This is a genomic window from Amycolatopsis sp. NPDC114503, from assembly GCF_055633655.1.
The window spans coordinates 281,943-306,072 of sequence record NZ_JBVKDT010000010.1; the positions used below are offsets into that span (position 1 = coordinate 281,943).

A 24,130-nucleotide genomic window follows, 5' to 3' on the forward strand; every position below is an offset into this window, starting at 1 on the left:
GCCCGGACGCCCCGCCGCTCGCGTCGGTGACAATCACCTACTTCGCCTACGGCCTGTCTGCCCTAAGGTTCGGACCATGCCCACGACGTCCTCCCTCATCGGCCGCCACGACGAGGTCGACCGCCTTCTCGCGCTGGTCCGTGCGGCGGAGCGGGGCGAGGGCGGGGTGCTCGTCCTGCGCGGTGAGCCGGGGATCGGCAAGAGCGCGCTGTTGGACCACCTAGAACAGGCCGCGGAGCGGTTTCAGCGGATCCGCGCGTCCGGGTCGGAGTTCGAGGGCGAGATGCCGTTCGCGGCGCTGCACCAGCTGTGCGTTCCGGCAATGGCGCACCTCGACGCCCTCTCGACCCCCTACCGCGACTCTCTCCTGGTCGCCTTCGGGCTGGCCGACGGCGCACCGGACCCCTTCCGCGTCGGTCTCGCCGCGCTCGAACTGCTGGCCGCCGCGGCCGCGGAACGTCCGATGCTGTGCGTGATCGACGACGCGCACTGGCTGGACGCCGCCTCGGCGCGGGCGTTGACGTTCCTGGCCCGGCGCATCTCGGCCGAGCCGATCGCGATGGTGTTCGCCGCCCGCGACCAGGACCCGGTCCCGGGGCTGGACGAACTGCCCGGGCTGACCGTCGGCGGCCTGAGCGACGCGCATGCACGCGAGCTGCTGGCCGGGGAGAAGACCGTGACACTCGACGAGCGGGTGCGCGATCGCCTGCTCGCCGAAGCCCGCGGCAACCCGCTGGCGCTGATCGAGCTGCCGAAAGCCGGCGGTTTCGCGCTGCCGACGCCGTCGCCGATCGCGAGCCGGATCGAGCGGAGTTTCCTCGCCAGAATGGCGGAATTGCCACAGGACGCACGGGAGCTGCTGATCCTCGCGAGCGCCGATCCCACCGGCGATCCCGGTCTCCTGTGGGCGGCCGCGCGACAGCTGGACCTCGACGTGCCCGCCGCGAGCGCCGCGGCTGAAGCGTCGGGGCTGATTCAGTTCGACACCCGGGCCCGCTTCAGTCATCCGCTGGCGCGCTCGGCCGCTTACCGCGCGGCTGAGCCGAAACAGCGGCAGACGGCGCACCGGGCGCTGGCCGACGCCACCGATCCGGACACCGCCGGCGACCGGCGCGCCTGGCACCGGGCGCAAGCCACCTCCGGGCCGGACGAAGACGTCGCGGCGGAGCTGGAGCTGTCTGCGTCCCGCGCGCAAGCCCGTGGTGGCGTAGCGGCCGCCGCGGCGTTCCTCGAGCGTGCCGCCGCGCTGTCGCTCGACCCCGGCAAGCAGGTCGAACGCACGCTGGCGGCCGCGCGGGCGACGCTCGCGGCAGGCCGGACCGAAGCGGCGGCCGACCTGCTGACCAGCATCGATACCTCGACCTTGGCGATCCCGCAGCACGCCTCGGTCGACCTGGTGCGCGGGCAGATCGCCTTCGTCCAAGGCGCGGACGGGGCGGTTCGCGGTCCGGAAATCATCCTGCGAGCCGCGCGGCAGCTCGCGGACAGCGATCCGGAACGGTCGCGCGAGTTCCTGGTCGCGGCACTGGAGATGGGCCTGGTCGTCGGGAGGGCCGCGGGCGTGCTGGACCGGGTGCTCGCCGCCGCGCCCCCGTCCGGGCCGCCGGATCTCCTGGCCGCGCTGGTGCGCTTGACCACCGAAGGACACCGCGTCGGGGTGCCGGCGATCCGGCAGGTTCTCACCGGCGACGACCAGGGCTGGACCCGCACGCCCGCGCTGGCCACCGTGCTCGCGGGCGAACTGTGGGACCTTGACCTGCACCAGACGGTCGTCGAATGGCTGACGCGGACCGGGCAGTCGACGGGATCGCCGATGACCGTCCGGCTCGGTCTCTCGCAGGCGGCGGTGCACGGGGTGCTCACCGGGAACTTCGGACAGGCGATGGCCGCGATCGCCGAAGAAGAAGCGGTCGCCGACGCCCTCGGCGATCCGCCGCAGCTCTACCCGCGGGTGCACCTGGCGGCGATGCTCGGCCGCCGGCAGGAGGTGCTCGACCTGTTCTCCGAGCTCACGAGCCAGCGCACCGGCCAGCTGACCGCGAACGCCCACTGGGCGATGGCCGTGCTGCACAACGGCCTCGGCGATTACCCGGCCGCTTTCGAAGCCGCCACGCAGGCCGTCGCGAGCGGTGACCTTTTCATCACCGGCATCGCGCTGCCCGAGCAAATCGAAGCCGCCGTCCGGTGCGGAGAGGACGCCGTCGCCCGGTCAGCGCTGGATGCGCTGGTCGAGCGCACCGAGCCCGCTGGCACCAGCTTCGCGCTCGGCGTCGCGGCGGGCGCGCGGGCGATGGTCGACGACACGGAAGACGGCTACCTCGCGGCGCTCTCGTATCTGACGGACAGTCCGCTTTCCGTGCAGGTCGCGCGGGCACACCTGCGGTACGGGGAATGGCTGCGCCGCGCGGGCCGCCGTCGTGACGCGCGCGAGCAGCTGCGGACGGCGCACGAGCAGCTGTCGAAGATCGGGCTGGAGGCGTTCACGCGACGGGCCGCCGATGAGCTGCGCGCTACCGGGGAGGTGGCGCGCAGCCGGTCCGCGCATACCTACGACCGGTTGACCATGCAGGAGATGCACATCGCGCGCGAGGTCGCCGCGGGGGCCACGTCCAAGGAGGTGGCGACGCGGCTGTTCCTCAGCCCTCGGACGGTGGACGCCCACCTTCGTAATATCTTTCGCAAGCTCGGTATCACGTCACGGAGGCAGCTCAGAGATATGCCTGATCTCCGCGACGCGGACTAGACGCGCGGCCTCGCGGGCAAAGCAGCCCGAGCCGCCAGAAGCCCGCCGATTCCCGGAATCAGCGCCAGCAGCCACACCCGATGACGGCCGCCCATCACCACTACAGCGGCGATCACCGTGGCCGTATAAGCCAACCCGTGCACCGGGCCGAGCACCCGCGAGAACTCCGGCTGATGCACGGTCACCACATTTCCCAGCAGCAGCACGAGCGTGACCAACTCCGCCGAGCCGATGATTTCCAGAATCCGCCGCGGGCTCACAATCCCACTCCCGTCGTCGAGCCGGGACGGTAGATCATCAGCACGACGACCGCCGCCCAGAGCAGGTTGAAGATGCCCGTCGTCATTCCCAGGCGAGCTGAGCCGACCGGCTGCCGCTCGGATCCGAGTGCGTCGAGGACGCTTTTCTGACCGGGCAGGACAAGAGCAACCAGAATTCCGGCAGCGGCGACAGTCAGGATCAGCGAGACGATCAGCCAGGTATCTCCGAGCACTCCTATCCGCGCGCCGGTCGCGATGCCGAAGACCGGCACGAGCACCCCGATCACCGCGTAGACGCGGGTCGTGCGGTGGAGAACTTGGAGCGTCGCAGCTTTTTTGGGGTCTTCGGGGGCGAGCCGGGCGGCGGCCGGGAACATGCTCGCGGCGACGGCGACCGGGCCGATGGCGAGAATGGCCGCCAGTACATGAACCGACAACAGGAAAGCGTTCACGCGGAGATCCGCTCCCCGGTCACCGTGGTGCGCGGAAGCCGACCGGCGCGGGATTCCCCGGAAAGGGAGTCGCTATTGACGGTGACCTCGTATTCGAGGTTGAGCCGCATCGGCCGGGTGATGCGCTGCCGCCAAGTGAACCTGTTCCCGGAGACCGCGAGGTCAGTGAGCGGCGTGATTTCACCGCCACTGCTGGCGCTGCCCCGCAACACGCCATCCGCTTCGTCGAAGGTATAAGTGGCTTCCATGGTTCCGATCGGCGTTTTCATTCGCAGCAACCAGGTGCCGACAATGGTGTGCACGTAGTTCCTTTCAGGATTGCGAAGATTTCCAGGTGATGCCGCGGCGTTCGTATTCGAAAAGCTCCTCGACGGCACGCGCGGCGGGCGAGCCGAAATCGCGCTCCAGCACGTAGAGAGCCACGTCGAGCCCAGAGGTGACGCCACCGCCGCTGATGAGATCGCCGTCGTCCACGACCCGGGCGCGGACGGCGTTCACACCGGAGGCGTCGAGGAGGTCGATGCCCAGCACGTGCGTCGTCGCGGTGCGGCCTTCGAGCAGCCCGGCCATCGCCAGCGCGAGCGAGCCCCCGCAGATGGTCACGACCGTGCTGTCCGGATTCTCGAACGCGCGCCGCAGCAACGGCATCGCGTCCCCCGAAGCGAAGCGCGACAACAGCACCGGAATGGTCTCGACGTCCGCGTCCGGATCGCCGTCCACCGGCCCGGCGGCTCCGGGGACGAGGACGTAGCCGGACGCGTCCGGATCGAACGCGGCGGTCGCGGTCAGGGTGAGCCCGGGGACGCCGGAGCGCACGACGCCGGGCCCGTCCGCGCTCACGAGTTCCACGGCGAGCTTGCCGCCGAGGAAGTCGCTTCCCGCCGACAGCACCTCGAACGGCGCGATGGTGTCGAGCGGGTCGAACCCGTCGAAGAGCACGAACTGAGCGCGGAGCATGAGCGGTTCCTTCCGATGGACGCTTTCGTCCATCGAAGCTCTCCGAGATGATCTCCACAATGGCTATCTAGACACCTTCCGCCTGTATCTGGCCATGCGGTAGATGCCTTACTCTGCAGGGATGTACACCACGGCGGTGCTCGCCCTCCCGGACACGATCCCCTTCGATCTGGCCACGCCCATCGAGACCTTCGGGCGCGTCCGGCTCCCGGACGGCCGCCCGGGGTACCGGACCGTCGTCGCCGGTCCGGAGCGCGCGATCGAGGCCGGCCCGCTGCGGCTGACGATCGACGAGGGACTGGAGGCCCTCCAGCGCGCCGACCTCATCGTGGTGCCCGGACGGGAGAACCCGCGGAACCCCGCACCGCCCGCCGTCCTCGAAGCTTTGCGCGCCGCCGCCGACCGCGGCACGCGCATCGCGTCGATCTGCGTCGGGGCATTCACGCTCGCCGAAGCAGGATTGCTCGACGGCCGGGACGCGACAACGCATTGGCTCGCCGCCGACGAATTCGCGCGCAAATACCCGGCCGTCCGATTGAATCCCGACGTTCTTTACACCGACAACGGGAAAATCCTCACTTCCGCGGGCGCTGTCGCCGGAATTGATCTGTGCCTGCACATCGTCCAGACCGATTACGGAACCGCCGTCGCGGCCGATGCCGCGCGCCTTGCCGTCGCGCCATTGCACCGGCCCGGCGGACAGGCGCAATACATCGTCCGCAATCGCGCGCCCAGCCGCGCGACCGCTCTCGACCAGGTCGTGGCCTGGATCGAGGAAAACGCGTACCGGGACCTCGCGCTCGCGGACATCGCCGCCGCGGCCGGGCTGAGCGTCCGCACGCTGACCAGGCGGTTCAAGGACGAAACCGGGCAAAGCCCCATGCAATGGGTGGCCGGAGTGCGCCTGCGGCAGGCGCAAGAACTGCTCGAAACCACCGACCACACCGTCGACCGGATCGCCGCGCAGACCGGATTTCCCACGACGAGCAACTTCCGTTCCCAGTTCGGCCAGGTCGTCGGCGTGACGCCCGGCGCCTACCGGAAAGTGTTCCGGCCGGGAACAAAACGGTCAGCCCATTAGGCCGTCTTATCGAATGCGATGCCGGTCTTCTTGCCGAAAATCGTGAACCTTCTCTAGCTTTTGCCCACAGGAGGGCGAAGCCGAGGGGGTGGCCAGGTGACCGAGCCCCATCCCGCGCAGCCGGCGATCGTCGGTCCGCGAGCAGAACCGGAGTCCGGCGGCGGGCCGTGGCGGCGAGGCCTCCGGGCGCTGCTCCGCAGTTCCCGGGTCATGGTGTCGGCGGCGGTCCTCGCGGCGATCGTGGTGCTGTGCCTGCTCGCGCCGCTGTACGCCAGCCACGTCTCCGGCACCGATGCGTTCGTGGCCAACCCGGTCGGCACCACCGTGCTCGACGACGGAACCGTGCTGCCGCTGCTGCAGCCAGCGCCCCAGGGCGTCGGCGTGCTGCCGATCGGGCCGACCGGCGAGGCGCATTTCCTGCTCGGCGCGGACGGGGACGGCCGGGACGTCGCCGCGCGGATCCTGTACGGCGGCCGGAACACCCTCGTGATCGGGGTGCTCGCCGGCCTCGTCGCCTGCGCCGGGGGCTTGGTGGTCGGGCTGATCGCCGGGTACGTCGGCGGTGTCGTCGACGGCGTGCTGTCCAGGATCCTGGACGTCGTATGGGCGTTTCCGGTGCTGATGCTGGCGATCTCGATCTCCGCGATCAGCTTCGCGTCCGGGATCAGCCTCGGTTTCGTCCGGGTCAGTTCCGGCAGTCTCGCGCTGCCTGTCCTGATTATCGGTGTGGTCTATGTGCCTTATGTCGCGCGGCCGGTGCGCGGCGCGGTGCTGTCCGTGCGCGCCGCGGACTACGTCGGCGCGGCGACGTCCTACGGCGCCGGGCACGGCCGGATCATCCGCCGGGAAATCCTGCCGAACGTGCTGTCCCGGGTGGTCGTGCTGTTCCCCCTGATGGTCGCGACGGCGATGCTGCTGGAGTCAGGGCTGTCGTTCCTCGGCATCGGCGTGCACCCGCCCGCCGCGAGCTGGGGCACGATCATCGAGGACGGCACGCAACTGCTGCGCAACCGGCCGCTGATGGCGATCGTGCCCGGCGCGCTGCTCGCGATCACCGTGTGCGTGCTGAACATCCTCGGCGACGCGATCCGGGACGCCTTCGACCCGAAGGCCGAACTGCGGATGCGTGCCCGGTGATCGGCTACGTCGTGCGCCGGGTGTTCTCCGCGGCCGGCGTGCTGATCGCGGTGAGCGTCCTGGTGTTCCTGATCTTCTTCAAGACCCCGGGCGTCGACCCGGCGCGGCAGATCGCGGGCAAACAGGCGACGCCGCAGGTGATCGCGCAGATCCGGGCCGACTTCGGTCTCGACAAACCGTTGCCGGAGCAGTACTTCGCCATGATGAAGCGCCTGGTGATCGACCGGGACCTGGTGTCCTACACCGATCGCGGCCCGGTGCTTTCCCGGGTGGCCAAGACGATTCCGGTCACGCTGTCGCTGGTCGGCGGGGCCGCGGTGATCTGGCTGCTGCTCGCGCTCGGCGCGGGCACGCTCGCCGCGGTCTTCCGCGGCCGGGCGGTCGATCCCCTGCTGATGGGCCTCGGTCTGGTCGGCATGTCGCTTCCCGTGTACTGGCTAGGCGGCGTCGTTAACATGCTTACCCAGGGCTCCTGGCATACCAGTCTGTTCAGCTGGCTGCCGGAACTCGGCTACACGCCGATCAACGTCAACCCGCTGAAGTGGTTCGAGCAGCTGCTGTTCCCGTGGATCACGCTGGCGATCGGCACCGCCGGACTGTACGCACGCGTGCTGCGGGCCGGTCTGATCGAGGTCGACCGGTCGGATTTCGTGCTCACCGCGCGGGCGAAAGGGCTATCCGAATCCCGGGTGCTGCTGCGGCACGTGCTGCGGAACTCGCTCATCCCGTTCGTCAGCCTGTTCGGCCTCGACCTCGGGGCCATGCTCGGCGGGGCCGCGGTGCTCACCGAGCAGGTGTTCGGCCTGCCCGGGGTCGGCAACCTCACCTTCCACTCGCTCAGCCGATTCGACCTGCCGGTGCTGATGGCGGTGACGCTGTACGGCGCGTTCACCGTCGTGCTGGTGAACCTCCTGGTCGACCTCGGCTACGCCGCCCTTGACCCGAGGATCCGAGTGCGATGACGACCCCGTCGGAGAAAGTCCTGTCGGCAGAAGGCCTGACCGTGGAGTTCCGCACGCGCGGCGGCCTGGTGCGGGTGGTGGACGACGTGTCGTTCGAGCTGCGGGCGGGCGAAACCCTCGGCGTGGTCGGCGAATCCGGCTCCGGCAAATCGGTCTCCATGCTCGCGCTGCTCGGCCTCATCCGCGACGGCAACGCGGTCGTCAGCGGCCGGGTGCTGTTCGACGGCCAGGACCTCCTCGCCCTGCCCGCCAAGAGGATGCGCGACTACCGGGGCGACCGGATCGCGATGATCTTCCAGGACCCGATGACGTCGCTGAACCCGGTGTACCGCGTGGGATGGCAGATCGCCGAACAGATATGTCAGCATCGCCGGATCGGCATGCGAGCCGCTCGTCGCCGCGCCGTCGAACTGCTCGAGATGGTCGGCATCCCGAGCCCGGGAGCCCGCGCGCGGGACTATCCGCACCAGTTCTCCGGCGGCATGCGGCAGCGGGTGATGATCGCGATGGCACTGTCCTGCGAACCCGACATCCTGATCGCCGACGAGCCGACCACCGCGCTGGACGTCTCGGTGCAGGCCCAGATCCTGCGCATCATCCGGGACCTGAGCGCGCGCACCGGCACCAGCGTCGTCCTGATCACGCACGACCTCGGCGTGCTCGCCGGAATCGCGTCGCGGGTGCAGGTGATGTACGCCGGGCGGATCGTCGAGCAGGCGCCGACCGCGCAGTTGTTCGCCCGGCCGCGGCATCCCTACACCGTCGGGCTGCTCGGCTCGATTCCCCGGCTGGACGTGCCCCGCCCCGCCCGGCTGCCCTCCATCGAGGGCCTGCCGCCGCTGGCAGCCGACATCGGGCCGGGCTGCGCGTTCGCGCCGCGATGTCCTGACGCGGAAGCGGTGTGCGTCCGGCAACGGCCGGTTCTGCTGCCTTCGGCCCAGGAGCATTTCGACGCCTGCCTGCTGCGGCACGCGTCGACCCCGGACGAAAAGAGAACCGCCTGATGTCTGATCTCCTGAGCACCACAGACCTGGTCAAATGGTTCCCGGTACGGAGAAACCGGCTGGGCCGTCCCGGACGGCTGCGCGCCGTCGACGGGGTCTCGCTGTCCGTGCGGCGCGGCGAAACGCTCGGTCTCGTCGGGGAATCCGGCTGCGGCAAGTCGACCTTCGGCCGCTGCCTCGTCCGGCTGTACCAGCCGAGCAGCGGGTCGATCACCTTCGACGGCGCGGAGATCAGCCGAACCGGCCGGCGCGGGTTGCGTCCGGTCCGCCGGTCGGTGCAGATGATCTTCCAGGACCCGTACGCCAGCCTCAATCCGCGCCGCCGGATCGGCGATTCGGTCGCCGAACCGCTGCGCGTGCACCGCCGACCGGCGAACCGGGAGGACATCGCCGAACTCCTTGTCCTGACCGGGCTTTCCGCTGAGCTCGCCGACCGGTTTCCGCACGAGCTGTCCGGCGGGCAACGGCAGCGTGCGGTTATCGCGCGAGCGCTGGCACTGCGGCCGCGCGTGGTCGTCGCCGACGAACCAGTGTCCGCATTGGACGTCTCCGTGCAGGCGCAGATCCTGAACCTGTTCGACGATCTCAAGGAGCGGCTCGGGCTCACCTACGTGTTCATCGCGCACGACCTCGGCGTCGTCCGGCACACCTCCGACCGGGTCGCGGTGATGTACCTCGGCCGGATCGTCGAACAGGCACCGGTCCGTGAGATCTTTGCGGCGCCACAACATCCTTACACCGCGGCGCTGCTGGCTTCGGTGCCGATTCCGGATCCGGCGGCGGGCGCGGACTGGCGCGACACCACGCTCGCCGGGGATGTGCCCAGCCCGCTCGACCCGCCGAGCGGCTGCCGGTTCCACCCGCGCTGCCCGCGCGCCACCAGCGTGTGCCGCACTACAGAACCGGCGCTGACGAGGGAACACGCAGGCCGCGAGGTCGCCTGTCACCATCCGCTTGAGCCGGCGGTCCAGGTGGCGCCGGCCGGACCGAAGGCCGCTCGCGATGACTAGCGCCGACACCGACCAGTCCGCCCGTCCGACGCTCCCGCAGCTCGCGGCACTGATCGCGATCTCCGCGACCGGCTCGTTCGCCGGGGCCGCGACCGCGCTCGGCTGCACCCAGTCCGCGGTGAGCCAGCGGGTCGCGAGCCTGGAGCGCGGGCTCGGGGTCCTGCTGGTGCACCGGTCCCGGCAGCAGCGCCGGGTGTCGCTGACCGAAGCGGGCGACACCCTGGTCGCCGCCGCGGAACAGGTCGGCGGGATCCTGTCGGTCGCCGTCAGCCAGGTCGAGACGATCCGCAAGGGGCTGAACGCGACTGTCCGGATCGGTCTGTTCACCAGCGCGAGCGAGCGGGTGATCCCGCCGATGATGGCGGCGCTGCGGCGGCAGCCCGTCGACTACCGGATCGAATTGGTGGAACTGGACCAGCAAACCGAAGTATCCCGGCTGGTGCGCAACGGGGACGTCGATCTCGCGTTCGTGAAACTGCCGATCACCGATCCGGCGCTGCTCACCGCGGAACTCCTCACCGATCCGTTCGTGCTGCTCATGCCCGCCGGCGCGGAGCGGGTCACGCCCGGACGGCTCGCCGGGCTGCCGTTGATCGGCCTGCGCGGCCAGCGCGACCCGATGGAAGCCTGGGCCGCGTCCGTCGGCGCGGAGCTGAACTGGGTGCTGGAGATGGAAACCAACCACGCCGTCGAGGCGATGGTCGCCGCCGGCCTCGGCTACGGCGCCGTGCCCCGGCTCACCCTCGGCGGCCGAACTACTGGCGTACGAAGGATTTCCCTCGCCGGTACGGTCCCGGCGCGGACCGTCGGCATCGCCTGGCGGCGCTATCACCCGAGGCTGGCGTTCATTCGCGGAGTCATCGAAATCATCCAGCGGGTGTGCGCCCGCTCGGCGGAGATCCTGCCGCCGGTCGACGGCGAGGGGATGGCGCGATGAGACGGATTCCAGCGGTGCTCGCATCTTTGGTGCTCCTCGCCGCGAGCGGCTGTGCGGTGGACGACACGCTGGACCTGACGTCGGTCGCGCCCGACGATCACGGGCACCAGGGCGGGATCGAGGTCTTGCTGTCGTCGGGCAACGTCGGCACCGCCGATCCGATGGTCAATTTCTCGACGTCGTCCTGGACTCTTTTCACCGCGACCTACGACGGTCTCACCGCGTTCACCAAGTCCGGGCCGGAAACCGGCCAGCACGTGGCCCCGGATCTCGTGACCGAAATCCCGAAACCCACCGACGGCGGTCTCAAGTGGACTTTCACGCTGCGATCCGGGATCCGGTTCAGCGACGGGCGCGAGGTCCGGCCGAAGGACGTCAAAGCCTCCTTCGAGCGGATGTTCAAGGTGCACGGGCCGACGACGTCCTCGCAGTTCGACGTCCTCGCCGGCGCGAAAGAATGCCTCGACACCCCGGAAACCTGCGATCTGTCGAAAGGAATCTCGATCGACGAGGCGACCAACAAGATCGCTTTCACCCTGACCGAACCGGATCCCGAATTCCCGCAGCAGCTCGGCCAGCCGCTGGCGTCGATCCTGCCCGCGGACACCCCGCCCGCCGACGTCGGTTCGGACGTGACGAAACTGCGCTCGACCGGACCGTACTACTGGGCAGGCTACGATCCGACCGACCGCGTCGTGATGAAACGCAATCCGTATTTCCGCTCCTGGTCTCCGCTCGCCGCCCCGGAGGGATATCCGGACCAGATCGTGCAGAAATTCGGCCTCGAGCCGACCGACCAGGTCACCGCGGTGATCAACGGTCAGGCCGATCTCGCGGTCGATCAGCCGCCGCCGGACCGGCTGAACGAGATCAGCGTCGACCATCCGCGGCAATTGCATCTCGACCAGCTCGGGCACGTCTGGTATTGGGCGTTGAACACGCGGATTCCGCCGTTCGACAATCTCAAGGCGAGACAGGCGCTCAATTACGCTTTCGACCGCAACTCGGCGGTGCTGCAGGCGGGCGGGGCCGGGCTGGCCGTCCCGACCTGCCAGGTGCTGGTGCCGAACATCCCCGGATACCAGCAATACTGCCCGTGGACGATCGACCCCGGCCCGAACGGCCGCGGTCCGTGGCGCGGCGCCGATCTCGCGAAAGCGAAACGGCTGGTCGCGGAATCCGGCACCGCCGGAACCCCGGTTTCGGTGGTGCCCGGAAACAACCGGATGCATATCGCGATGGGCGAGTACATGCAGACGCTGTTGACCGATTTGGGCTACCGTGCCACACTGAAACCGATGGACGAAGGATTGCAGTATCCCTTTGTCCAGAATTCCGGAAACCACGTCGAAGTCGCCTTGACCGACTGGTCCCAGGACTATCCGGCTCCGAGCGATTTCCTGAAAGTGCTGACGTCCTGTGCCGCGTTCGTGCCGAATTCGGACGCGAGCCCGAACGTCGGCGGATTCTGCGATCCGGCCGTCGACGCCCGGATGACCGAAGCGCTGCGGCTGGCCAACACCGATCCGGACGCGGCGAACGCGGTGTGGGCCGAGGTGGACCGCTCGGTCACCGACCAGGCCCCGTGGGTGTCCATGTTCGTGCCGAAATGGATCGATTTCACCTCGGCGCGGCTCGGCAATTACCGGTTCAGCGGCCAGTTCGGATTCCTGCCCGGTGTCGCCTGGCTGCGCTGACCTCCCCCGAAAACCCCTGCCCCGTACAAGGAGTGGCATGCCGAACCCCGACGGTTCCTCGCGATACTCGCCCGACGCCGCCACGTTGCGCCGGCGTCTCCTGCCGCTGCTCGCCGCGCGCGGGCCGTCCGGCTACGAGGAAGAACCGGTGCGCGCCTGGGTCGACCTTGCGGGGGAATTCGCGGACGTGCACGTCGATCCGCTCGGCAGCGGCCACGCGGTGCTGAACCCGGGCGGCACGCCGCGGATCACGTTGATCGGGCACATCGACGAAATCGGGCTGAGCGTCAGCCACATCGACGAGGCCGGACGGCTGTGGGCGGTCAGCATCGGCTGCTGGGACGCCGCGATCCTGTACGGCCAGCATGTCGTGGTCCTCGCCGAAGACGGCCGGGTGCCGGGCGTGATCGGCACCGCGCCGCCGCATTTGAACGACGGCGATTCGACGCCGAAAATGGCCGATCTGTGGATCGACATCGGAGCGACCAGCCGGGCCGACGCGCAATCGGTGATCACGGTCGGCGACCCGGTGGTGTTCGGTTCGTCTCCGGTCGACCTGCTCAACGGCCGGATCGCCGCGCCGGCGCTGGACAACCGGCTCGGCGCGCTGGCCGTCCTCGAAGCGGCTCGCGCGGCGGCCGCGGCGTCGGTCACCGCCGAGATCTCCGTGGTCGCGAGCGTGCGCGAGGAAACGAGTTATCACGGCGCGATGAGCGCGGTTTACGCGACGGAACCGAATTTCGCGCTCGCGATCGACACGACTTTCGCCAGCGACATCCCGGAAGACGGCATCGAACGCAAGACCGGCGACCACCGGCTCGGGTCCGGCCCGGCCATCGGCCGCGGCGCCGTCACCGACGAACCCATGGCGCGCAGCTTGCGGATGCTGGCCAAAGAGCTCGGAATCCCTTACACCATCGAGGCTTACGGCGACGAAAGCGGCTCCGACGCCGACGCCATGGCAGCGGTCGCCGCTGGTATCCGGTGCGGCGTCATCAATATCCCCATCCGGCACATGCACAGCTCCGGCGAAGTGGCGGACCTGGCCGACCTGGCAGGCACGATCGATCTCGCCGCCGCGTTCTGCCTCGCCGGAGGGACCCGATGAGCCCGCTCCGGGAACTCTGAGTTTCCCGGCGTCCCGGCACCACCCGGCAAGGAGGCCAGCCCATGATCGGCGCGGAACGACGGAACCGGCTCGGCCGGGTTGTGCTGGACGCGATCTGGTCTGACAACGGCCGCCTCACGCTGCTGCAGCTGAGAGCGCTCTACGCGGTCGCCAACGAGGGCTCCTTCGCGGCGGCCGCAGTCGCGCTCGGCTGCAGCCAGCCCGCGGTGAGCCAGCGCATCGCGTCGATCGAACGGCGGCTCGGCGTCGTGCTGGTCCGCCGGACGTCCGGGCAACGACAGGTGCGGCTCACCGACGCCGGGATCGCCCTGGTCAACGCCGCCGAACAAGTACAGGTCATCCTCCGCACCGCGACGAGGCACATCCAGGACATGCGGGACGGCCGCGAACCGACCGTCCGGATCGGCGTGTTCTCGAGCGTCGCGGTGCGGGTGATGCCGCTCGTGCTGGCCGCGATGCGCACGCAGCACATCCCGTGCCGCATCAAACCCATCGAAGTCGACGACGACGTCCGCCTGCAGGAACTGCTGCGCTTCGGCGAAATCGACATCGCGTTCGTCATCTTCCCCCTGCAAAGCGGGGAGGCACACGGCCTGGAACTGTTCAGCGACCCGTTCATCCTGCTCGCCCCCCGGAACGCCCCGCTGGCTTCGGTGCCCCGCGTCCGGCCGGCGGACCTGCGCGGCCTGCCGATGGTGTGCCTGACCAGCGAACAAATGGAGGTCGCGGCCGAACTCCGCCGCCAGGGCATCGAGCCGAACTGGGTCTTCGGCACCGACAAGATCCACGTCGTCGAACCGCTGGTCGCCGCGGATGTCGGGTATTCGATCGTCCCGCAACTGGCACTCGGGCAACGCCATCGCGGCGTCACCCGATTCTCGCTGAGCGAGATCGTGTCGCCGCGGGAGATCGGGATCGCCTGGCCGCCGCATCACCCCCGGCTCGGTCTGCTGCTGCGGGTGGCGGACGTGATCCGCGGGGTGTGCGCGGATCCGGCGGACATTCTGCCGCCTATCGACGAGCCGGGGTGTGCTTCGGTGGAGCAGGCGGTGCTTCGGCTTCCATGACCGGCTCCGTTGTCTCCGCGCGGTGGGCGGAAAGATCCACCACTCGAGAACACCTCTGCGCCACCGCGTCATCGTGCGTCGCGATGATGATTGTTTTGCCCGCCTCATTCAGCTTCTGAAGGAGATCCAAGACCCGGTCCCGGTTCTTGGCGTCGAGCGACCCCGTCGGTTCGTCGGCCAGGATCAGGTCGCACGGTTTCAGCAGCAGCCGCGCCACGGCGACTCGTTGTTGTTCGCCGCCGGACAGCGAGTGGATCTTTCGGTGTTCCGCTCGGCGCAGCCCGACCTGGGCGAGAGCCTCCTTGATGCGGTCCTGCTTCGGGGTTCCCCGCTTGGCATAAGTGAGCGCGACCTCCAGATTGCGCTCGACCGTCTCGCTGTCGATGAGGGCGAAGTTCTGGAACAGATATCCCAGCCGGTTGCGCCGCAGCAGGTTCGCTGCGCGGGACCGCGGCCGGGGTGCGCGCTCGCCGAAGAGGCGGACCTCACCGGTGCCGGGCGCTTCCAGCAGGCCCAGCAGGTTCAGAACGGTCGACTTCCCCGCTCCGCTCGCACCGGTGAGCGCGGTGAATTCCCCTGGTTCGACGGTGAGGTCGAAGTCGTCCAGGACCTCGTGGCGGCCGTACTGTTTCCGGATTCCCCGGAGTTCGCACGAGAATTCCATGGGTCACAGCTCCTTCAAGCGTTTGACCGTGTTCCGGCGTTCCACGATGCGAGCGGTCACGACCACGAACCCCACCTCGATCAGCAGAGATACCACTGATACGGCAACCAGCTCCGGTAAGCGGTCCAGCGGGCTCACCGTGGTATCCGAGGAGGACAGGGTGTTCGTCGCGAGCACCGCCAGTCCGATGGCGGCGAGCACGGTTTGGCCCAGCCACGTGCCGCCGAGAGCGACCAGCAGTTCCCGGTAGGAGCGGGTGAATCCGATGCCGTGCAGTCTCCGCACGGTCAGCCTGCGGCGCAGCCGGTCGGAACCGATGACCACGATCACCGCGGTCAGGGCGACCAGGACGAACAACGCCGCGCCCGCGAACACGGTGATCTGCGTGATGCCGCCGCGCACCTGGTCGAGCTGCGTCGCCATGGCCTCGTGCACGGTGACCAGGTGCCGCAGGTTGTCGTCGAGCTTGAGTTCCTTCAGCTTCGGGCCGAGTGCCGCCAGCGTGGCCGCCGGATTGTCGCCGACGCGGACTTTCAGCCCGGTGTCCAAACCGCCGGTGATCGCGTTGAGCCGGTCGACGGCGAGGCTGTTCGCCGGGGTCATGATCTCGACGATCGGATCCGTGATCAGGTTGCCGTGCCCGGGATTGACCTGCGGGTCGTAGCTGAACACGCCCTGCCCCGAGGCGGTCCAGACGATCCGGACGCTCTGTGTCGTGAACCGCGGCTGATCCCCGGTGATGCGCAGCTCCGCTTGGGTCGCACCGGTGATTCCCGGGCCGCCGGTGCGGGTTTCCTGCAGGAGTTGCCTGATTTGCGCTTCCCGCGGCTTGAATTGCTCGGGAACCGCGACGACCCACGCCGGATCGTCGGCGGCGACCGTGATCGGCTTCCGGGAGGCGTCCAGGATCGGGTACTGCTCGAGATAATGCGTGTTGACCCGGATCGGCGGCACCGGCCACCGCGACGTCGGGTCCGGCGGCGTGCCCGGTTCGTAGTTGGCGGCGTCGACGAAGAGCGCGCCGGCTTGGTCGAGCACCGGGTAGAGGTCGCGTGCTTCCGCGACCGACGAGGCGTTGCCCCCGGTTTCCATTTCCTGCTGGTCGTTTCCGGTCAGGCGCGGGTAGAAAACCGCGTATCCCTGGACTTTCTCCCACGGCGCCAGCAACTCCTGTTGTTTCGCCAGCTCGGAGAACTGCTGCCAGACCACTACGGCCAGCACCGCGAGGATCGCTCCGCAAACGGCTTTCACCAAGGCCGGGGCGGCGATCGCCAAGCCGAACGGCGAACGATGATGCGTCCTGTGCTTCACTGCAGGCTTCCTTTGACGAGGTCCGAAATACGCACCCGGTTGACGACGATCAGCCCGATGCCCAGCGTCGCCGCGAATCCGGCCGCTGCCACCGGCGCGACCGCGTACAGGAACGACGAGTCCACGCCGGGAACGGCGAGGACGACTGCGACGCACGCGCCCAGTCCGGCGAGAACGGCGGCGATCTGGGTTCTTCCCACGATCTCGTACCAGATCCGGGTCGCGGGATGCCCGATCAGGCGCAGCACGCCGATCCGCTTTCCCTCGCGCAGCAAGCGGAATGCGATGACCACAGTGGACACAGCGGCGAGAAGATACGCCAGTATTCTCATCCCCGGTCCGGTTTCCGCCGGCTGTTCACCGTGGTCTGGCGGAGCCAGCTCGCCGACGGTCAGCCCAGTGACCCCGGCTTCGACCAACCGCTCGCGGACGAGGGCGAGAAAGCGATCCGTGGCTGGTCCCGCATCCACCACATACCTCCCGGAGCTGGGCAAGGCATCGAAAGCCCGGCGCAACGGCGCGAACGTGAGGTCGTACCGGTTGGCGAAAACCGCTGGCACGCCGACGTTTCCTGCCTCGTGAGCATCCTCCGAGGAGACCTCCGCCGAACCATCGCGCGACTCCGCCGGGCTCAGCCAGCGCCCGCGCTCAAGCGTGAATTCGCCGAACAGAGCCGTCCGGTCACCGCCCAGCAGGACGTAATGCGTGATGCGCTTCCGCTCCCCTTGGGTGTTGACGGTGGTGCGCACCACCGTGGCACCGGTCGCCTCCGCCGCTTCCGCGAGAATGCGCAGCGTCGTCTCAGGATCGGCCGCCTGCGGGCGTTCCGGCCAGACGAACGGCACCCCGACGTGGTCCGCCGCGGTCTCGCTGCGCGCCTCCTGCGCGAGAACGACGTCCAGTAGAACGACCGCCGGAATGGCGAAAAGGGTTCCCGCGAAAAGGAGAGAGAGGATCAGGCGCACGGAAAGCTCGCTCTCGTCGCTGATGCGTGCTTGCTGCCGTGGAGACGCGGCGCCGGGACGCCATTGGCCCGGCGCCGCATCGTGGTGATCATGCCCGGTACGTCAGGCCATGATCACGCGTTGGGGTTGTAGTACGCGTAGCAGGTGTAGGCCCAGCCGGCCCTGGCGTGGGCGTTGGACCAGGAACCCGCGGACGCGTACCGCTTGTCGTTGGCGGCGCCGATGGCCGCCGTCGAGCTGTGGTAATTGCGCGGGTGGTTGTAATTCGAGAAGCAGCCCTTCCAGATCCCGTCGCGTCCGGAACCGTGGCACCAGGTGCCGCCCCCGGCGCTGCCGCAGCTTGCCGGAACCGCTTCCCGGGACGGTGAAGCGTTCGCGGCGGTGACGATCCCCGCGGACATGACGACCGCGAGCGAGGCGACCGAAGCCACCCTGGCGATCTTCAGAGAAGCAGACCCCATTGTCATGATTTCCCCATTCGTTTTCCTGATTTCCCCTGAGCGGAACCGCTCCCCGACCCTGAGCGAAAAACATTCAGGTTTACGCCCCGGCACGGCAATGCCGGACGGAGAACAGCCCGCGTCGTTCCCCCCGCGTCGAGGGGACGGATGCACCGGATCATTCCGGCGGGCAGGCCCGGACAGGCGCGAACGCACAACCGTCGCGAACCCGTTTATCTGCGGTGGCAGCTACTTCGCGACAGACGTGCCGCGTCTCGTGCGCGGCGCGAAGAAAAGTGGTGAAAACACCTGTGATCCCCCTAGCGCTCGACTCCCCAATCTGACGCTGGAACAAAACACTACCGAACGTGCCCGCAATCGGCCAAAGGTCTTTCCTCGATGTCACTGAGATGGCGTAGCCGCTCCCGGAGCGTCGCGTCCGTTGCTGCCACCCAGCCCAACCAGCACCGCCGAATGCCGCCGATCCCTTTCCTGCCGCCATTTCCCGGAAAGCCCGACCGTTTCGCAATACCGGCCGCTCGCGGACTGGTAGAATCGCGGGATAACCGCGGACAGGAAGGACCCGCGCGGTGCCACGCGCTGCTGAGCCGGAAACGCCCGTCGAGTGCCCCGGCGCCTACCGGAACCGCTTCACCGGCGCGCTGGAATCGCTGCTGGCACAAAAACGGTTCCCGAAGATCACGATCGGCGACCTCGTCGGCCGGGCACACACCTCCCGCCGCGGCTTCTACGAGCATTTCGATTCCAAGGAAGCCTGCCTGCTGGCTCTGCTCAAGGACGCGGCCGAAACGGGATCCGCGCAAGTAGCCGCCTCGGTTGACCGCACCGCGCCCTGGCAGACGCAAATCCGCCAGCTCGTCACCGCGTGGACCGGCGTCGTCGACGCCCGGCCCGCCGTCATGCTGAGCTACCTCCGCGACGTGCCCTTGCTGGACGCCCCGATCACCGCCGACCTGAACCGCGACGCCTACGTCAACGTCGTCCGCGCCATCTCGGCCGGCACCGAATTCCGGGAATCCGGAGGCGTTCCGCTGTCGCGAGTTCGCGCGCTGATCCTGTTCGGAGGACTGGAAAAACTGGCCGAGGACGCGCTGCGGCACGGCGGGACGGCGAGCGCGCATACCGAGGAAGCGGTGCAAACTGCGCTTCTTTTCGCAGCTTCGTGATATCTCAGTCCGTGATATCTCAGTTCATCTGACCTGATACCGCGTCCACCAGCGTCCGATACACCTGTTGGCACCGGCGAATCCGCGCCGGACCCGGATCGCCCGCGATCTCCTGCCCCAGTGCGGTAAGCGACCCCAGCAAAGCAACCGCGAGCTCTTCGACACCGCCGCCAGAGCTGCCCGCCTCGCGCAGCAGTGCGACAGTCGGCTCGCGCCACCACTGTTCGTCCAGGTTTCGCCACCGTTCCTGGCCCAGCACGGACGGCCCGTCGACCAGAAGGATCCGTCCCACGGCCGGGTCCGCGCACCGGCGGAGAAAGATCGAGCCAGACGCCTTCAGCCGGTCGGACGGCGCTCCCCCGCCGCCGGATCGAGACCGCAGCACCCGGTGCAGATCGACGTGCACCTGCTCGACCACGGCGTAGAACAGCTCCTGTTTGTTCTCCCAGTGGTGGTAGACCGCACCCGTGGTGATCCCGGCCTCGGCGGCGATCTGGGCCAGCGAGGTCCCCGCATACCCCTGCTCGGCGAAGAGCCGCCGCCCGGCCTCGACGAGATCGTGCCGGGTCGTCCGGGAGCGTTCCTCGTTCGTTCGCCGCATCCACTTACCTAATCATGTTATGTTTCTGGACGTGGATACTGTACGGGCTCAGGAGATCATCGACAGCAGTCCGTTCGGGCCGTGGTGGGGTTTCACGGTGAAGGCCGTCGACCCGGGCACCGCGACCCTCTCCCTGCCGGCCCGGCCGGAGTTCTTCCGCCCCGGCGACGTTTTGCAGGGCGGGTGCGCCATGACGCTCGCCGACGTCACCTGCTGGATCGCGATCCTCTCCGTCATCGGGCCCGACGAACCCGCTGTCACGGTCAACATGACCACCGCGTTCCTCGGTGCCGCGCGGTCCGACCTGACCTGCGAATCGTCCCTGACCCGGACGGGACGCCGGACGATCTACGGCACCGCGACAGTCACCGACGACACCGGACGGCAGGTCTCCCACCACACCCTGACCTACCTGCGCCCAGGCCAATAAAGCGTCAGCTCAGCGCGCGACGCAGCACGACCCACCGTTCCCCCGGCCGGTCGACGGAGGTGGGATACCAGCGCGGTCCGATTGCCGCGGTCAGCTCGTCGCTCCGTTCGATCAGCGAGCTGACAGCGGGTTCGCCGACGACGATCACGGCCGACCAGTCGATCTGGGCCAGGAGGTGGTCCTCGGCGATCCCGAACTGCGTGTCCAGGAGAGTGACGACATCGTGGCCGGTGTCCGGGCTCGACTGGATCGCCGTCGCGTCTGGCACCTCGGCGGTGGTTTCCGGGGTTTCCGGAAGAGACTCCGAGGCTTCCTCCCGTTCCTCGGACCACACATGGTCCTCGAGCCGATCGATCCGGCGGCACAGGTCGAACGCCTGCTCGTCGGACATGCGCAGCGCCACGCTGCGGCCGTCGGCCAGAGTGAACGTCAGCTCCGCCTCCGGAACCCCGGCGCTGCCCGGTTCGGCTTCGACAGTCCCCGCGACGTCGCCGAACAACACCAGCTCGGCCGGACTTTCGTGTCCTTGACCCAGCGAAGGCAGGTTCGCCGCCATCTCGACCACGGAGTATGCGGCGGTCCAGAACGCTTCCTTGTCGCGGAAGTCCTTGCGGCTTTGGCTCAGCGTCCGCCCGATCCCGGCCGGTTCGACGTATGCCTCCACCCGGCCGGTGCAGGCACCGTCGTCCCAGGTCGCGGTGACCGTGACGTTGTTGGCCAAGCGTTTGCGGTAGGCCTCGACACGCTCGTGCCGGGCCAGTTCCCAGCCGTCGATCTGCTCGGGCCAGTCGTCGTTCACCGATGGAGTCCTTTCGCGGCGCGCGGTGCGGATACGGCTATCCGACGTGGCGAGCGCGGGATTCGTTCCTAGCTCCGCGTCACGACCGATTCCGCGGTGTCCGGCAGCTGTCCGGTTTCTGCGTTTGGGGTGCGAGCGAGCAGAGTGACGACAGCCGCGGCCACGATCACCGCCGCCGTGACGAGTGCGGTCAGCGGCCATCCGATCCGCTCGGCCGCCGTCGCACCGAAGGCGGTCCCGAGACTTCCACCAGCGAAATAGACGACCATGTAGGCACTGTTGAACCGCGCCGGCGCACTGGGCTCGATCGCCAGCACGGTGCTCTGGTTCGCGACTTGGGCGGCGAAAAGACCGGCGTCGAACAGCGCCAGGCAGATCAGGGTCGACACAGTGCTCGGCAAGGCGACGGCGAGCACCGCGCTGGCAAGTCCGGCGAGGCTCAGTCCACAGAGGACGACCCGGCGGGCGCCCACGCGATCGGTCCAGGCGCCGGCGATTCGCGTCGCGAGCATTCCCAGGATGCCGGCGAAAGCGTACAGCCCGATGCGTTCGGCAGAATACGAAAAGGGCGGCTTCGACAGCGCGACCGCGATTCCGGACCACACCGCGCAGAACGCGAAGAACCAGAGCGTGCCCCGGACCGCCGCGAGCCGAAGCGCGGAGTATCGCAGGTACAGCCCGGGAATCGAGCGCAAAGTGGCGAGGTAGCCGCGATTGTTCGCCCCGGCCACCGAGGGAAGCACCAACAGCACCGCCACCGCGATAATCGCGCATCCGGCGGCGAAAACGCCCAGCATCGCCCGCCAGCCGACGAGGTCGGCCAGCCAGCCGCCGACGATGCGTCCGGCAAGGATCCCCGCTGAGATACCAGCGGTGACGATCCCCAGCGCGGTAGCGCGCCGTTCCGGGCTCGCCAGCCGGGCAGTCACCGAGCTCAGCCCGGCGCCGACCGACGAGCACGCGCCGAGCACGCCGAGTACCAGCCCGAGCAACCACACCTGTCCGACGAGCGCGTTCAGTCCCAGCGCGGCAGCGAGCGCGGCGAACTGCGCGGACAGGACGTAGCGCGGCGGGAACTGGTCGACGAGCGGCACCAGCAACGCGAGTCCGCACAAGTACCCGACCGGCCCGCACGCGAGCGCGACGCCGACCGCGCCGAGCGAGGTGTTGAGCGCGCCGGCGACCTCGGCGATCGCGGGCTGCAACGGGTAGATGGCCGCGGTGCCGAGCGCGGCGGCGAGGGAGATGAAGACGACGACCGAGCTGTGAAGGCGCGGAGTGTTATCTGAATGCACCGGCCGAGCGTAAGAAGGGAGGGACGGGGAGCGCTGGCGAAAAACCGCCATCACCCGTGGCTTCCGCGAAGGACCGACACCGGCGTCGCTGTTGTGGGATGATCGAGTTCCATGACGACGCCACCGCTTGTGCCCGCCGTTCGCTTCGCGCCGCCGGACCTGGGCGAGTCATGACCAGCGAGCGAGCCGCGCGACACCTCGACGTCAGCCATCTGCCCGAGGACCTCGTGGCCCTCATCGACGCACTCAGACCCGGCGAAAACCTGGTCCTCACCAGGGACGGCGACCCCGTCGCGACCATCTCCGGCGCAGGCGTCCGACCCGAACCCCCGCGGACGGACTACGACGACGTCACGGTCGTCGCCACCGCGATGAAGCTGTCGGCCTCGGCCCGGATGTCGCTGTCCGCCGAACTCGGTTCGGATTACCTCGTGCTGGACCTGCACTCCGCGCCCGCCACGGCCGACGTCCTGCTCGTGCCGCCGGTCAGCCCGCAGCTGATCGGGGGTCTCCGGGAGAAGTTCCCGGAGGCCCGCGTCGTCCTCGCCGAGGTCGAGGACGCCGAGCTGGGCGTCAGTTACCACGGGCCGGTCCGGCGGCTGCTCGACGCCGGCGCGGAGACATACCTGACCTCGGCGAACGTCCCGCATCTGGCGCGGCAGCTCGACCACGCCGTGACCCAGCAGCGGCAGCAACTCACCGGCGGGAGTACCGCACCGCTGGAGATCGGTCCGGTGGAGCAGGGCGGTTAACGTCCCTGCCGCTCGGCGACCTTGACGCACAGTTCGGTACCGCCGTGCAACGGCAGCGAGACCGACACGAATCCGTTGGCCGGATCGCGAATGTAGGCCAGGAAATCGGGTTCGGCGTTGTCGTTCATGACGTATCCGCCGATCCGGATCTGCGGCGCGACGAACTCGATGACCTCACGGGCCAGCGACGGTTCGGTGCCCAGCCATCCGTCGATCAGGGCGAAGTCGACCTTCCCGCCGAGATCGCGCAATGTGACTCGAGCGTCGCCTTCGCGGATTTCTGCGTAGTCGGCCAGCCCGGCCTCGGCGAGATTGTGCCGCGCGGCAGCGATTTTGGCCGGGACCAGCTCCGCGCCGATCACCGTGCCTCCCCCGTTGTCGCGCACCGCGGCCGCGGCGTAGAGCGTCGACATGCCAACTGAAGTGGCGAACTCGACGGTCCGGGTGGCGCGGATCCCCCGGCACAAGAGATAGATCAGGTCACCTTGGTCCGGAGAGATCGAGAAGCCGTATTCGCTGTATTCGTGTGGATCACGTTCGAGGCCGGAACGCGGATCGTCAGCCGGATATTGTTGCGCCGCAACGAGCTTGTCGATGACGGCGTTGACGAGCGGATCGCGGAGCGGACGGTGGATCATGCGGATGCTCCCGTCAACCAGGCGTGGCCTTCTTCGAGGATTTCTTGTTCGCGCTTGCTGAAGCGGGTCGGGCACGTGTCGGGCACCTGATGTCCGCCGCGCTCCAGCAGATATGCCAACGCGGCGTACTCGCGCGGATGCCTTCGCGGGTCGAGGTCGTCAGTGGGCCGAATTCCATAGGGGTAGGTGAAGCCGCCCATGTCGTAGACGGAATCACGGCGCACGATGCGCCATACGCCTTCGCGATGTTCGACCCGGTCGATGAATCTATTGTGGACAGTCACACCGAGTCCCGCTTCGAGGTGGTCGGCGACGAGCATCGCATTGGTCTCCACGAAGGCGCGATCACCGACGGCCTCAATGACCGGCGAACCAATGAAATGCTTGCTGCGCAACGGACCGCCGCTCATCCGGCGCGATCCTTCGACAAAGTCCTCGGCCTTGCCGGAAAACCACAGGATCGTCAGGGTCGCGTCGTCGTGGAACAGGTTCGCCAAGGCGTCCCAATGCTCCCGGTCGCGATGGATCCAACCGGTCATCAAGTCGGTGATCGCCTGCCGATCGGCAGCCCGGATGTCTTCCGTCACAAGGAATCTCCCCTTCGTCAGGCGG

26 protein-coding genes are annotated in these 24,130 nt (G+C 68.5%); 13 read left to right on the top strand and 13 right to left on the bottom strand.

What is annotated here, in order from left to right; genetic code table 11:
* The first annotated feature begins 76 nt into the window (after positions 1–76).
* Entirely contained in the window at positions 77–2,743 is a 2,667-nt protein-coding gene (locus ACZ7OI_RS36310; RefSeq protein WP_470268602.1) for an AAA family ATPase, read from the top strand.
* On the opposite strand, the gene ACZ7OI_RS36315 is transcribed toward ACZ7OI_RS36310, so the two are convergent.
* The 4 genes from ACZ7OI_RS36315 to ACZ7OI_RS36330 are packed head-to-tail and all read right to left on the bottom strand — an operon-like array spanning position 2,740 to position 4,412.
* A complete protein-coding gene (locus tag ACZ7OI_RS36315) occupies positions 2,740–3,003 on the bottom strand; it encodes a hypothetical protein (RefSeq protein ID WP_470268603.1) in 264 nt (87 codons plus the stop codon). The genes ACZ7OI_RS36310 and ACZ7OI_RS36315 overlap by 4 nt on opposite strands.
* Positions 3,000–3,455, bottom strand: coding sequence for a DUF2269 family protein (locus tag ACZ7OI_RS36320; RefSeq protein ID WP_470268604.1), 456 nt, complete (start codon positions 3,453–3,455; stop codon positions 3,000–3,002). The genes ACZ7OI_RS36315 and ACZ7OI_RS36320 overlap by 4 nt, the downstream gene beginning before the upstream one ends.
* Complete coding sequence (locus tag ACZ7OI_RS36325; RefSeq protein ID WP_470268605.1) at positions 3,452–3,757, bottom strand: hypothetical protein; 306 nt, start codon at positions 3,755–3,757, stop codon at positions 3,452–3,454. The genes ACZ7OI_RS36320 and ACZ7OI_RS36325 overlap by 4 nt, the downstream gene beginning before the upstream one ends.
* A gap of 10 nt (positions 3,758–3,767) precedes the next feature.
* Positions 3,768–4,412, bottom strand: a complete 645-nt coding sequence (locus ACZ7OI_RS36330) for a DJ-1/PfpI family protein (protein WP_470268606.1) — start codon at positions 4,410–4,412, stop codon at positions 3,768–3,770.
* A 121-nt stretch (positions 4,413–4,533) separates the two neighbouring features.
* On the opposite strand from ACZ7OI_RS36330, the gene ACZ7OI_RS36335 reads away from it, so the two are divergent.
* From ACZ7OI_RS36335 to ACZ7OI_RS36375, 9 genes are all read left to right on the top strand, one after another.
* Positions 4,534–5,493 carry a GlxA family transcriptional regulator gene (locus ACZ7OI_RS36335; protein ID WP_470268607.1) on the top strand — a complete coding sequence of 320 codons (960 nt, stop codon included), beginning with the start codon at positions 4,534–4,536 and terminating at the stop codon, positions 5,491–5,493.
* 96 nt (positions 5,494–5,589) lie between these two features.
* Positions 5,590–6,630 (top strand): ABC transporter permease, encoded by a 1,041-nt coding sequence (locus ACZ7OI_RS36340; protein ID WP_470268608.1) that lies wholly within the window; start codon positions 5,590–5,592, stop codon positions 6,628–6,630.
* Complete coding sequence (locus ACZ7OI_RS36345) at positions 6,627–7,592, top strand: ABC transporter permease (RefSeq protein ID WP_470268609.1); 966 nt, start codon at positions 6,627–6,629, stop codon at positions 7,590–7,592. Before ACZ7OI_RS36340 ends, ACZ7OI_RS36345 begins: the two co-directional genes overlap by 4 nt.
* Positions 7,589–8,596: an ABC transporter ATP-binding protein gene (locus tag ACZ7OI_RS36350; RefSeq protein WP_470268610.1), complete on the top strand. Its 1,008-nt coding sequence runs from the start codon at positions 7,589–7,591 to the stop codon at positions 8,594–8,596. The genes ACZ7OI_RS36345 and ACZ7OI_RS36350 overlap by 4 nt, the downstream gene beginning before the upstream one ends.
* The gene (locus tag ACZ7OI_RS36355; protein WP_470268611.1) at positions 8,596–9,606 is read left to right on the top strand and encodes an ABC transporter ATP-binding protein; all 1,011 of its coding nucleotides are present in this window, start codon (positions 8,596–8,598) and stop codon (positions 9,604–9,606) included. The genes ACZ7OI_RS36350 and ACZ7OI_RS36355 overlap by 1 nt, the downstream gene beginning before the upstream one ends.
* A complete protein-coding gene (locus ACZ7OI_RS36360; RefSeq protein WP_470268612.1) occupies positions 9,599–10,543 on the top strand; it encodes a LysR family transcriptional regulator in 945 nt (314 codons plus the stop codon). Before ACZ7OI_RS36355 ends, ACZ7OI_RS36360 begins: the two co-directional genes overlap by 8 nt.
* The gene (locus tag ACZ7OI_RS36365; RefSeq protein ID WP_470268613.1) at positions 10,540–12,240 is read left to right on the top strand and encodes an ABC transporter substrate-binding protein; all 1,701 of its coding nucleotides are present in this window, start codon (positions 10,540–10,542) and stop codon (positions 12,238–12,240) included. The genes ACZ7OI_RS36360 and ACZ7OI_RS36365 overlap by 4 nt, the downstream gene beginning before the upstream one ends.
* Before the next feature lie 37 nt (positions 12,241–12,277).
* Positions 12,278–13,348, top strand: a complete 1,071-nt coding sequence (locus tag ACZ7OI_RS36370) for a zinc-binding metallopeptidase family protein (RefSeq protein ID WP_470268614.1) — start codon at positions 12,278–12,280, stop codon at positions 13,346–13,348.
* Between the two features lie 62 nt (positions 13,349–13,410).
* The gene (locus ACZ7OI_RS36375) at positions 13,411–14,436 is read left to right on the top strand and encodes a LysR family transcriptional regulator (protein WP_470268615.1); all 1,026 of its coding nucleotides are present in this window, start codon (positions 13,411–13,413) and stop codon (positions 14,434–14,436) included.
* Here the strand turns inward: ACZ7OI_RS36375 and ACZ7OI_RS36380 are convergent.
* The 4 genes from ACZ7OI_RS36380 to ACZ7OI_RS36395 all read right to left on the bottom strand — a co-directional run bounded on the left by ACZ7OI_RS36380 (position 14,381) and on the right by ACZ7OI_RS36395 (position 17,837).
* Entirely contained in the window at positions 14,381–15,100 is a 720-nt protein-coding gene (locus tag ACZ7OI_RS36380) for an ABC transporter ATP-binding protein (RefSeq protein WP_470268616.1), read from the bottom strand. The two genes, ACZ7OI_RS36375 and ACZ7OI_RS36380, sit on opposite strands and share 56 nt — an antisense overlap.
* Positions 15,101–15,103: 3 nt before the next feature.
* The gene (locus ACZ7OI_RS36385; RefSeq protein WP_470268617.1) at positions 15,104–16,411 is read right to left on the bottom strand and encodes a hypothetical protein; all 1,308 of its coding nucleotides are present in this window, start codon (positions 16,409–16,411) and stop codon (positions 15,104–15,106) included.
* Positions 16,408–17,376 carry a hypothetical protein gene (locus tag ACZ7OI_RS36390; RefSeq protein ID WP_470268618.1) on the bottom strand — a complete coding sequence of 323 codons (969 nt, stop codon included), beginning with the start codon at positions 17,374–17,376 and terminating at the stop codon, positions 16,408–16,410. Before ACZ7OI_RS36390 ends, ACZ7OI_RS36385 begins: the two co-directional genes overlap by 4 nt.
* 113 nt (positions 17,377–17,489) lie before the next feature.
* Positions 17,490–17,837: a lactococcin 972 family bacteriocin gene (locus tag ACZ7OI_RS36395; RefSeq protein ID WP_470268619.1), complete on the bottom strand. Its 348-nt coding sequence runs from the start codon at positions 17,835–17,837 to the stop codon at positions 17,490–17,492.
* A 569-nt stretch (positions 17,838–18,406) separates the two neighbouring features.
* Between ACZ7OI_RS36395 and ACZ7OI_RS36400 the strand changes: the two genes are divergently transcribed.
* The gene (locus tag ACZ7OI_RS36400) at positions 18,407–19,003 is read left to right on the top strand and encodes a TetR/AcrR family transcriptional regulator (RefSeq protein WP_470268620.1); all 597 of its coding nucleotides are present in this window, start codon (positions 18,407–18,409) and stop codon (positions 19,001–19,003) included.
* A gap of 19 nt (positions 19,004–19,022) precedes the next feature.
* On the opposite strand, the gene ACZ7OI_RS36405 is transcribed toward ACZ7OI_RS36400, so the two are convergent.
* Entirely contained in the window at positions 19,023–19,604 is a 582-nt protein-coding gene (locus tag ACZ7OI_RS36405; RefSeq protein WP_470268621.1) for a TetR/AcrR family transcriptional regulator, read from the bottom strand.
* 31 nt (positions 19,605–19,635) lie between these two features.
* Between ACZ7OI_RS36405 and ACZ7OI_RS36410 the strand changes: the two genes are divergently transcribed.
* Positions 19,636–20,034: a PaaI family thioesterase gene (locus ACZ7OI_RS36410; RefSeq protein WP_470268622.1), complete on the top strand. Its 399-nt coding sequence runs from the start codon at positions 19,636–19,638 to the stop codon at positions 20,032–20,034.
* Between the two features lie 4 nt (positions 20,035–20,038).
* On the opposite strand, the gene ACZ7OI_RS36415 is transcribed toward ACZ7OI_RS36410, so the two are convergent.
* Positions 20,039–20,833, bottom strand: a complete 795-nt coding sequence (locus ACZ7OI_RS36415) for a hypothetical protein (RefSeq protein ID WP_470268623.1) — start codon at positions 20,831–20,833, stop codon at positions 20,039–20,041.
* Between the two features lie 68 nt (positions 20,834–20,901).
* Positions 20,902–22,128 (bottom strand): MFS transporter, encoded by a 1,227-nt coding sequence (locus ACZ7OI_RS36420; RefSeq protein WP_470268624.1) that lies wholly within the window; start codon positions 22,126–22,128, stop codon positions 20,902–20,904.
* A 98-nt stretch (positions 22,129–22,226) separates the two neighbouring features.
* Between ACZ7OI_RS36420 and ACZ7OI_RS36425 the strand changes: the two genes are divergently transcribed.
* Positions 22,227–22,880 carry a hypothetical protein gene (locus ACZ7OI_RS36425; RefSeq protein ID WP_470268625.1) on the top strand — a complete coding sequence of 218 codons (654 nt, stop codon included), beginning with the start codon at positions 22,227–22,229 and terminating at the stop codon, positions 22,878–22,880.
* Here the strand turns inward: ACZ7OI_RS36425 and ACZ7OI_RS36430 are convergent.
* Both ACZ7OI_RS36430 and ACZ7OI_RS36435 read right to left on the bottom strand, forming a co-directional pair.
* Entirely contained in the window at positions 22,877–23,518 is a 642-nt protein-coding gene (locus ACZ7OI_RS36430; RefSeq protein WP_470268626.1) for an O-methyltransferase, read from the bottom strand. The two genes, ACZ7OI_RS36425 and ACZ7OI_RS36430, sit on opposite strands and share 4 nt — an antisense overlap.
* Complete coding sequence (locus tag ACZ7OI_RS36435; protein ID WP_470268627.1) at positions 23,515–24,105, bottom strand: nuclear transport factor 2 family protein; 591 nt, start codon at positions 24,103–24,105, stop codon at positions 23,515–23,517. Before ACZ7OI_RS36435 ends, ACZ7OI_RS36430 begins: the two co-directional genes overlap by 4 nt.
* Between the last annotated feature and the right edge of the window lie 25 nt (positions 24,106–24,130).

Excerpts from the sequence above, each read along its gene's own strand:
- ACZ7OI_RS36310 (WP_470268602.1), top strand. The coding sequence starts at position 77 with ATGCCCACGACGTCCTCCCTCATCGGCCGCCACGACGAGGTCGACCGC.
- ACZ7OI_RS36330 (WP_470268606.1), bottom strand. The coding sequence starts at position 4,412 with ATGCTCCGCGCTCAGTTCGTGCTCTTCGACGGGTTCGACCCGCTCGAC.
- ACZ7OI_RS36335 (WP_470268607.1), top strand. The coding sequence starts at position 4,534 with ATGTACACCACGGCGGTGCTCGCCCTCCCGGACACGATCCCCTTCGAT.
- ACZ7OI_RS36350 (WP_470268610.1), top strand. The coding sequence starts at position 7,589 with ATGACGACCCCGTCGGAGAAAGTCCTGTCGGCAGAAGGCCTGACCGTG.
- ACZ7OI_RS36355 (WP_470268611.1), top strand. The coding sequence starts at position 8,596 with ATGTCTGATCTCCTGAGCACCACAGACCTGGTCAAATGGTTCCCGGTA.
- ACZ7OI_RS36360 (WP_470268612.1), top strand. The coding sequence starts at position 9,599 with ATGACTAGCGCCGACACCGACCAGTCCGCCCGTCCGACGCTCCCGCAG.
- ACZ7OI_RS36365 (WP_470268613.1), top strand. The coding sequence starts at position 10,540 with ATGAGACGGATTCCAGCGGTGCTCGCATCTTTGGTGCTCCTCGCCGCG.
- ACZ7OI_RS36370 (WP_470268614.1), top strand. The coding sequence starts at position 12,278 with ATGCCGAACCCCGACGGTTCCTCGCGATACTCGCCCGACGCCGCCACG.
- ACZ7OI_RS36375 (WP_470268615.1), top strand. The coding sequence starts at position 13,411 with ATGATCGGCGCGGAACGACGGAACCGGCTCGGCCGGGTTGTGCTGGAC.
- ACZ7OI_RS36380 (WP_470268616.1), bottom strand. The coding sequence starts at position 15,100 with ATGGAATTCTCGTGCGAACTCCGGGGAATCCGGAAACAGTACGGCCGC.
- ACZ7OI_RS36395 (WP_470268619.1), bottom strand. The coding sequence starts at position 17,837 with ATGGGGTCTGCTTCTCTGAAGATCGCCAGGGTGGCTTCGGTCGCCTCG.
- ACZ7OI_RS36405 (WP_470268621.1), bottom strand. The coding sequence starts at position 19,604 with ATGCGGCGAACGAACGAGGAACGCTCCCGGACGACCCGGCACGATCTC.
- ACZ7OI_RS36425 (WP_470268625.1), top strand. The coding sequence starts at position 22,227 with ATGATCGAGTTCCATGACGACGCCACCGCTTGTGCCCGCCGTTCGCTT.
- ACZ7OI_RS36430 (WP_470268626.1), bottom strand. The coding sequence starts at position 23,518 with ATGATCCACCGTCCGCTCCGCGATCCGCTCGTCAACGCCGTCATCGAC.